Annotated in this window: 5 protein-coding genes and 2 pseudogenes; 3 read left to right on the top strand and 4 right to left on the bottom strand. The window is 68.1% G+C overall.

Annotated elements, in window-relative coordinates; all coding sequences use genetic code 11:
- The coding region (locus tag G6038_RS29630; protein ID WP_240918852.1) for an aldehyde dehydrogenase family protein at positions 1-233 on the top strand (233 nt) is incomplete at its 5' end.
- Between the two features lie 198 nt (positions 234-431).
- Here G6038_RS29630 and G6038_RS29625 read toward each other — a convergent pair.
- From G6038_RS29625 to G6038_RS29615, 3 genes and pseudogenes are all read right to left on the bottom strand, one after another.
- A pseudogene (locus tag G6038_RS29625) lies at positions 432-819 on the bottom strand (transposase); the annotation flags it as partial.
- A 488-nt stretch (positions 820-1307) separates the two neighbouring features.
- A pseudogene (locus G6038_RS29620) lies at positions 1308-1624 on the bottom strand (transposase family protein); the annotation flags it as partial.
- A 486-nt stretch (positions 1625-2110) separates the two neighbouring features.
- Positions 2111-3301 (bottom strand): adenylate/guanylate cyclase domain-containing protein, encoded by a 1191-nt coding sequence (locus tag G6038_RS29615; protein WP_206025836.1) that lies wholly within the window; start codon positions 3299-3301, stop codon positions 2111-2113.
- Between the two features lie 500 nt (positions 3302-3801).
- Here G6038_RS29615 and G6038_RS29610 point away from each other — a divergent pair, with 500 nt between their 5' ends.
- Entirely contained in the window at positions 3802-4134 is a 333-nt protein-coding gene (locus G6038_RS29610) for a HigA family addiction module antitoxin (protein ID WP_165042358.1), read from the top strand.
- Positions 4135-4695: 561 nt separating this feature from the next.
- Here G6038_RS29610 and G6038_RS29605 read toward each other — a convergent pair.
- Positions 4696-4983: a helix-turn-helix domain-containing protein gene (locus G6038_RS29605; protein ID WP_165042357.1), complete on the bottom strand. Its 288-nt coding sequence runs from the start codon at positions 4981-4983 to the stop codon at positions 4696-4698.
- Between the two features lie 115 nt (positions 4984-5098).
- Between G6038_RS29605 and G6038_RS29600 the strand changes: the two genes are divergently transcribed.
- A partial coding sequence (locus tag G6038_RS29600) for a serine/threonine-protein kinase (RefSeq protein ID WP_165042355.1) occupies positions 5099-8124 on the top strand: 3026 nt, incomplete at its 3' end.

Raw genomic sequence — 8124 nt, 5'->3', positions numbered from 1 at the left:
GCGCATGCTCTCGAGCCCCCACCCCATCCCCCGGATACCCGGGCGGTACTCGGGCACAGATCCAGAGTCGGCCCAACCACTCGGACTACGGCCTCGGGGGTTCGGTCCGGACTTCGGACCCCGAACGCGGTGCGCGCTTCGCCCGCAACATCGCCGGCAGCACGGTCGGCATCAACGGCTACGCCAACGATCCGACCGACCCCTTCGGCGGCATCAAGAACAGCGGACTCTAACTAATAGGATGTCTCATTTGGCGAGTTTCTTCCAGCACGTCAGCGCGGCGGCGAGTTGAAGAAAGCCGGCGAAGTGCTCGCCGTGGCGTTCGTAGCGGATCGTCAGGCGGCGGTAGCCGGTCAGCCGGGCCAGGGTGCGTTCGATCTTCCACCGGTACCGGCCGAGGCGTTCGCTGGTGCCGATTCCGCGCCCTCGGCGTCGGACAGGATGTGGATCTTCGATCCGTTCTTGCCCCGGCCGACCGGGCTGGGACCGGTCAGAGACTCCCTTCGCCCGGACGTGGGCTGCGTCCAGGATTGCGGCGGACCAGTCCAGGTTCCCGCCGGCACCGAGCCGGTCGAGGACCTGGCAGTGCAGCTCGTCGAATATCCCGGCCTTGACCCAGGTCGCAAAGCGGCGATCTGCGGTCGGGACGCTGACGCCGAACGACGGCGGCAGGTGCCGCCAGGCGCACCCGCTGGTGAGCACATAGACAATGGCGGTGAACGCCGCCCGATCGTCGAGCGTCGCCCGGCCTCCGCCCTGCGGCCGCGTCCGGAACCCGGGCAGCAGCGGTTCGACGATTTCCCACAACGCATCCGGCACCAACCGGAAGACAACGCATCGACCACGACATGCATCATGCCGCACAGACGATCCGATCCATAAGAGACACCCTCTTAACTGCTGAGCAGGCTTTTGACATGGTCGATTTGGTTGTGCCACAAATTCTTACATCGAATGATGCACGCGAGGGCGCCACAGCGTTCAACAAAAAGCGCCTACCGACATGGTCGCGATCATAGTGACGACCAGACGTGAGGTACTCGATCTGACGCTGCCGAACCCAGATCTCCCTCGGTTTGTCCACCGCCGCTCGGGACCTTTGCTCCCGACCAACTCGCCGATCTGCGCTCACCATGCACCTTCCGGACCCAAGCGCCGCACTCCTATACAGCACCTCGGTCACCGGCTGCTTCTGGGCGGCTCAACCCGAACTGTTCGGGCGAATCGCGCACCGCTGCCTTCGCCGACACCGGGTAATTGTGTCGTACCCACTGAGGTTTCTCAGTGCGGCCTGCGTGCTCGAAATGCGTGAGCATGAGCGCCGCTTTGATGATGGAACCGATTCTTTTGGGGCACAGGGTGATCCTGTCGAGTGCCTTCCATCGGGTGGTGAGCAGCGCGGTGGCACGTTCGCCGAGGCACCGCAGGCTGGTTAGCAGCGTGTTGCGGCAGGCGATATCGACGTCGAGGGTGTTGCCGTCGGCAGGGGCTTTGGTGGGGTGTGGATGCCGATGCCGGTTTCCTGGTAGCCCAGGTCGGCGAGGGTGAGCAGGCCCTGGGCTGCGGCGGCGTACAGGGCTCCGGTGACCCGGTGTGCGCGGGCGGCGGTCAGATCGTGGGTGGCCCAGCACTTCATCGGTGTCCTCGCTCCCCGCGGCCCAGGCTGTGCGGATCGGCGGAGTGCACCGCACTGGGAGTCGACCGTCACCTCCGCGCGCTGGGCGAGTTCCTTGCTGCGGTTCCACCTCAGCGAGCGGCGCACCGCCCGCACAGCGCACCCTCGACAGCAGGACCTCGCTACCGACGAGGTGATGGGTCGCAGCGATCGCCGAGCGTACCCGCACAGACGCCGACCGCTGGTGGACGCGACGTGCCCACCGACCAAATCGAGAAGCATGCGGGTGCACTTGTCCAACCACGCGCCCGCCCTCACGAGTGCGATGAGACGCAACCGACGCCCCAGGAATTTTCCGGCGCCGCCGAGGCGCTGCCCACCGACTTCCCACCTATCCCCGGCCAGCCGCGTCGGCGTCGGCGTCGACGAAAGTGGCCGAGACCGCGCAGTAGATTTTCTGCGGCGGTCCCTTGCGCCGTGATGGCGTAGCAGCCGCTACGAGGAGGGCTCGCGTCCCGTCTCACCGGCTGGCGTTCCCACCGCCCGGAGCCGATACAGCTCGTGCTCGCCCACGAAGCCTTTCAACGGATACCGACCGGCCGGCTCGACCGCTACCGCCTCAAGATCCAGTCGGCGCATCGCCGCGTCGTCGACGAGCACCTCGCCCGGCCCGGCGACCGAGGCAATGCGGCTGGCCCGGTTGAGCGGTCGCCCGATCCAATCGCCGGCGCTGCGCACCGCCGTGCCCCACGCGATCCCGGCATGCAACGGCGGCAGAGCCTCCTGGTGCGCGGCCGCAAGGAGTTTCATTGCCACCGTGGCCAGAGCCGTCGGGTCCGCCGACAGCAGCAGCACCGCATCCCCGACCGTCTTGACGAACCGCACCGGCGGGGCCACCACATCGGTGGTCAGCACATCGAGCCGATCGGCCAACGCTCCCAACTCTGTCGGGGACAGCTGCTCCCCCAGATTCGTGAACCCGACCAGATCGGCGAAACACACCGCGACCTGCCGGGCCTCGGGATCATGGTGGTTCATCGCCTGCGCGTGGATCTGCTGCCGCAGAGACTGCCGCAGGCGGGTGGTGACGGCGCGAGCGAGCAACCGGGACTGAAATTCGGAGAACCGGCTCAGCTCGTGGGCCTGGCGCAGCGCCCGCTCGGGATGGTCGGGATCCGCGTCGAGCTCCCGCTGGATCAACGACCGAGCCGTATCGGCGAGGGTCGCGGTGTTGCGACCCACGATCCGGGCGAACGCGAACAGGTCGGCGTCCGCGCTACCGAGAGCACGATACTCGGCCAGCAGCCGCGCCAGCCGCAGATCGTCCTCGCTGTAGTCCGCCGACCCCTCGGTCGCCACCCCCCGGCCCATCGACCGAAACCACCGCTCCACATCCATTCGGGCGATGCCGGTCCGCTCGCAGATCTGGGCGAGCGTGTAGGTGCCCCCGCGGGGGGTCAACACGTCGTCGAGCAGCAGATACCCCAGCTGACCGCGCCGGGTGGCCTCGGTCAGGGCCGCCACGCTGGTTCCGTGCTCGGCCAGCTGCAACAGCACACGGATTCGGCGTGCCCTGTCTGCGCCACCGAGGCCGTCCAGCAGACCGGCTGCCACGAACGCACGGATGCGACGGCGACGGCGAAGAAGCCGGGACGGCGTGGACAGCAGACGCCTTGCCAGTGACATGAGCACTTCTGGATTGTCCCGACTCGGGTCACGTCCTGTCTCGGGAGTGTTGCGTCTTGGACGATGGCGCAGGAACGATCGGACGATGCCCGGCGTGGACCCCTTCGTCGTGCTGCGTGAACCTGGAGCAGGTGCCTGTGCCAGGTCGCCACACCCCGACGGCGCCCTTGGTCATGCTCTGCGAAGGTGTTCCGACGCGCCGCGATGTCATCCCGGAGATGGTCCAGCGCGTCGGCGGCAGCGTGCAGTCGTCCGTGCACTAGACCGGTAGTTCGCAGTCCTCCTGCGCACTGAACACATGCGTCCACCCGCGATTCAACGCAAGGGGCCGGCGTCGGTGAGGTGGCCGGCCGGACGGGCACCATGTCTGCGCCGGACACGCCACATCCGGTCGTTGTCGGGCCCCTCACTCGCCGGCGTTGTGGTCACGCTCCGGCCTGGACTGAACGACGGTTCAACCCAGTACCCCCCCCCCGCTACCATCACCCAAGGACACAACGATGACCACAGATTTGACCCCCCCCATTCACCCCGGCGAGATTCTCCGGGAAGACTTCCTCGAACCCTTCGATATCCCCAGAACCGTCACGCCACACTCATCGGTGTTCCGCCGCGCCGAATCAACGAGATCGTTCTCGGCAAGCAGGTCGATCACCGCAGATACCGCGCTGCGGTTGGCGAAGGTATTCGGCAACAGTGCCCAGTTCTGGCTCAACCTCCAAGACCGCTACGAACTCGACATCGCCACCGACAAACTCGGCGACACCCTCGCCCGGATCACACCCCTCGGCATAGCAGCCGTCCCGCCCGCGACGATCCGAACCAGCGAATAGGGGCGCCAGTGCTGTCGGACGGCGTAACGGAAGGCATTCCCCAGCAGATGCGGAAACGAGACAGGTGCATCTATGCAGGTCAGCGCGAATAATCCCACGGCCCTTCCACTCCGTCGACTGTGCCGGATCCAGCGCCACTCGGTAGCACGGGCACATCCCCGCCGGAAAACCCCCGAACACTTCACCGAGTGCCGCGGCCAGAGTGCCGACGACATACAACACCGACCGCCCCTCCGGACACATCCGGGGCGTCCCGTCGGGGGCGGACAGGTGCGGATACAGTCGGTGCAACGGCCCGAACCTTCGGTGGGTGACGCCATCCGGGATGTGCGGGGACCGGTAGTAGATACGGCACCAGCGCCACCGATGACCGGGACTTTCGACTCGCGCCACCGGCACACCCATGCCCATCCGGCACGGAGCAGGCGCGTCGGCGCCCAAACGGGGCTACCACGCGGCCCCAGTGCCGGCCCCGACTACCCTCACGACCTGCACGACGTGTCCGGCGGCGAGCGACTGCGCCGGGCTCGCCCCACTCAAGTCGACGTTCGGCGTGAGTGCTCAGTCGGTCAACGACACCGCACCGCCGGCAAACACCCGGCTCGCCTTCGCCAGGCCGGGCACGAAACCCTGTTTGGCGTCGGCGTCGAACTGCGACGGCGGCAACCGCCACTGCCGGCCCTTCTTCAAGCCGAGCAGATCCCCCGCGGTGAGCCAGCGGTACGCTCGCGCAGTACTGGAACAGTTCCTGTTCCTGCGGGCGGCGCGCTCGGAGTGCCAGGACGGTGGGGCCGTCCAGATCGTGCAGATCCAGCGCATCCCGCCCCGAATACGGGGCACATCGACCACACCCACTCCCACCGTGCGCAGACCGTCGGTCGTCGACTCGACGATCCCTCCGCCTCAGATCTCCCGGGAATATGATGGGTTCATTCGAACAAACCGGCTATGGACGAGGCAACCGATGGCCGAGATCGATCCGCTCGCCACACAGCGGGAAAACCCGCCGCGCATCGTGGCCGAACTGATCGCGGCCGGGTTCGAGGACGCCCACGAGATCGGCCGCGGCGGCTTCGGCGTCGTCTACCGGTGCCGACAGCCCGCCCTGGACCGCACCGTGGCAATCAAGGTACTGACCTCGGAACCGGACCCCGACAACCTCGAACGCTTCCTGCGTGAGCAACGCGCCATGGGACGGCTGTCCGGACACCCCAATATCGTCACCGTCCACGAGGTCGGCGCCACTGCATCCGGTCAGCCCTACATCGTGATGGAATACCACCGCCGCAACTCACTCGAGACCCACATCCGAGAACAGGGCCCTATGCGGTGGGAAGACGCACTCGGGATCGGCGTCAAGATCGCCGGCGCGTTGGAGACCGCGCACCGCATGAACATGCTGCACCGGGATGTGAAACCGGCGAACATCCTGCTCACCGACTACGGTGAGCCACAGCTGACCGATTTCGGAATCGCCCGGGTCGCCGGAGCTTTCGAGACCGCCGCAGGCGCCGTCACCGGATCCCCCGCGTTCACCGCCCCGGAGGTGCTCGCCGGCCAACCCCCGTCCCGCTCGGCCGATGTGTACGGGCTCGGCGCGACCCTGTTCTGTGCGATCACCGGGCACGCGGCCTACGAGCGGCGCCGCGGCGAATCGGTGGTCGCGCAGTTCCTGCGGATCACCGGCGGCCCGGCACCGGACCTGCACGCCGGCAACAGCATCCCCGACGATGTCGGCGAGGTGATCGCGCAAGCGATGGACCGGGATCCGACCTCCCGCACCGGCACCGCCGCCGCCTTCGGCGAACAGCTACGGGCGGTCGAGCAACGCCACGGGCTGCCGGTGGACGAGCTACCGGTCCCCGATACCAGCGAACCCACCGCCCTCGGCGCCACACACCCCCGCGCCGCCACCGGCACCGGCCGCCGACGGCGAACCGGATCGGGCCGACTGACCCCACCGGTGCCCGCCACACGACTGCGGCCTCCGACAGCGACCCGCCCGCTGGTGGTCCGCGAGCGCCTGCTGCAACTGCTGCGCGCGGGCGGGCGGCGCACCCTGACGACCATCACCGCCCCACCGGGTTTCGGCAAGACCACCCTGGCCGCACAGTGGTCGCGGGAACTGGCCGACAACGGCATCCAGGTGGCCTGGCTGTCCGTCGACAGCGACGACAACAACCCCGTGTGGCTCCTGGCGCATCTGGTCGAATCCCTCCGGCAGGTGCGGCCCGCCCTCGCCGAGGACCTCGCCGCGGTGCTCGAGGAGTACGGCGACGACGCCACCCAGTATGTGCTCACCGCGCTGATCAACGAGATCGAGCAGGCCGGGGAACACATCGCCCTCATCATCGACGACTGGCACCGAGTCTCCGACCCCGCGACCGTCGCTGCGATGGCGTTCCTGTTGAACAACGCCGATGCCGAGCACCTGCGGGTGATCGTGACCAGCCAGGCACGCACCGGACTGCCGCTCAGCCGCCTGCGGCTGCGCGACGAGCTGATCGAGATGGACGCGGCCACCCTGCGATTCGACCCACCCGAGGTGCGACAGCTGCTGGTCGAGCTGGCCGGACTGCCCCTGACCGACGACGACGTCGACACCCTGACCCGCGCGACCGGCGGCTGGGCGGCCGCGCTGCAACTGGTCTCACTGTCGCTGCGCGACAGCGACGATCCGGCAGACCTGATCCGCGGCATCACCGGCCGCCACCAGGTCATCGGGGAATACCTCGCCGAAAACGTCCTCGACACCCTCGAACCCCGAATTCTCGAGTTCCTGCTCGCCACCTGCATCTGCGAATACATCTCCGCAGAGCTGGCAACCGTGCTCACCGGCGAAACTCGATGCCAGTCGCTGCTCGAAGAAATCGAGGACCGAGGCCTGTTCCTGCGCCGAGTGAACAACGACCGCACCTGGTTTCGCTACCACCACCTGTTCCGGGAATACCTGGAACGCCGGATCGAACGCGAGAATCCCGAACGCGTGACACAGCTGCACCGCACCGCGGCCCAATGGTTCGCCGAGCACGCGGTCATCCGCGACGCGGTGACTCACGCCCAGGCCGCGGGCGATCAGGAGATGGCCGTCGACCTGGTCGAGCGGCACGGCACGAGCCTGCTCGAGCACTCCCAGGTGGCGTCCACACTGGCGCTGCTCGACAAGCTCCCCCCGGCGGTGCTCTCCACCCGCCCCCGCCTGCAACTCATGCTGGCATGGACCACCATCCTGTCGAACCGCGTTCGCCCCGCCGAGAAGGCCCTCGATACCGTCGAAGCCCTCCTCACCACCGCCGTTGCCACCGACGAGACCGAGGACCTGCGCGCCGAGGTCGGAGTGGTCCGCGCCGTCGTAGCGGCCCGCTGCGACCGCTTCGATACCATCGATGAACTGATCCGCCCCGCCCTGGCCCGGACCGACTCGCTCTCCCCCTGGGTGGTGTCCGCGGCCGCGAACCTCGCCAGCATGGCCGCCATCTACCGGTTCGATTTCGACGCGACCGAACGACTCCAGGACTGGGCCACGTCCTACCACGCCCGCAACCGGGGACCGTATGCCCAGGTGCTCGGCTACTGCTGCCTCGGCATCGCCGCCCACGAACAGCTCGCCATCGCCACTGCCGAAGAGCGGTTCCGGCAGGCGCTGCGGGTAGCCCGCAGCCCGGGCGATGGACACTCGCTCGCGGCACGGCTCGCAGAGTCGCTGCTCGGCGAGCTGCTGTACGAGCAGGACCGCCTCGACGAGGCGGAACGCCTCCTCGACGAGGCCTATCTGCTCGGCTCCGAGGGCGGCGCCGTGGAGTTCAAAGCGGCCCGGTACGCCGTCGGCGCCCGGATCAAGGCACTGCGGGGCGATCGCGCGGCGGCCGCGCAGCGCCTCGATGCCGGAGCTCGGGCCGCACACACGCTGACGTTGCCCCGGCTGCGGGCCCGGATCGAGGACGAACGTGTGCGATTGGGACTTCCCCCGACCGCCGGCATCCCCCCACC

Source organism: Rhodococcus sp. 14C212 (assembly GCF_011058195.1).
GTDB lineage: Bacteria > Actinomycetota > Actinomycetes > Mycobacteriales > Mycobacteriaceae > Rhodococcus > Rhodococcus aetherivorans.
This window is presented reverse-complemented; position numbering and strand designations above follow the sequence as displayed.

Bases quoted from the DNA above. Each gene is read 5' to 3' on its own strand.
- G6038_RS29610 (WP_165042358.1), top strand. From the start codon at position 3,802: ATGACCACAGATTTGACCCCCCCCATTCACCCCGGCGAGATTCTCCGG.
- G6038_RS29615 (WP_206025836.1), bottom strand. From the start codon at position 3,301: ATGTCACTGGCAAGGCGTCTGCTGTCCACGCCGTCCCGGCTTCTTCGC.